1 protein-coding gene is annotated in these 446 nt (G+C 53.1%); it reads right to left on the reverse strand.

Annotated elements, in window-relative coordinates; translation table 11 throughout:
- Nucleotides 1–116: 116 nt before the first annotated feature.
- A partial coding sequence (locus A6M21_RS07505) for an RNA-guided endonuclease TnpB family protein (RefSeq protein ID WP_151191847.1) occupies nucleotides 117–446 on the reverse strand: 330 nt, incomplete at its 5' end.

Raw genomic sequence — 446 nt, forward strand, 5'->3', positions numbered from 1 at the left:
AATATTCCTATCAAGAAATTCCTGCCTCATTGACCCATGACTGGACGGTTTCCCGTCCCCGCCAGCGGGATCTCCACAGGCGTAAATTCCCGGAGAACTTCCGGTATCTGTTTGGTTTAAGCAATGCTTCTTGCCTGTTTTTGTAGGTTTTTTGCGGCGTTTATGTCCCGGTCGTGGTGTGTGCCACAAGATGGACAATCCCATTCCCGGAGGTCCAGGGGCATTTCTTCCAGAATGTAGCCGCAATTTGAGCAGGTTTTGCTGCTGGGATAAAAGCGATTGACTGTCGTGAGCATGGACCCGTACCAGACCGTCTTGTAGGACAGCTGCCGCCTGAACTCCCCCCAACCAACGTCGGCAATGTGCCTGGCCAGCCGGTTGTTCCGCAGCATCCCCCGGATATTCAAGTCCTCAACCACAATCTCCGGCTTGGTTTTCGCCAGATT

It is taken from the genome of Desulfotomaculum copahuensis (genome assembly GCF_001655685.1).
Taxonomy (GTDB): domain Bacteria; phylum Bacillota; class Desulfotomaculia; order Desulfotomaculales; family Desulfovirgulaceae; genus Desulfotomaculum_G; species Desulfotomaculum_G copahuensis.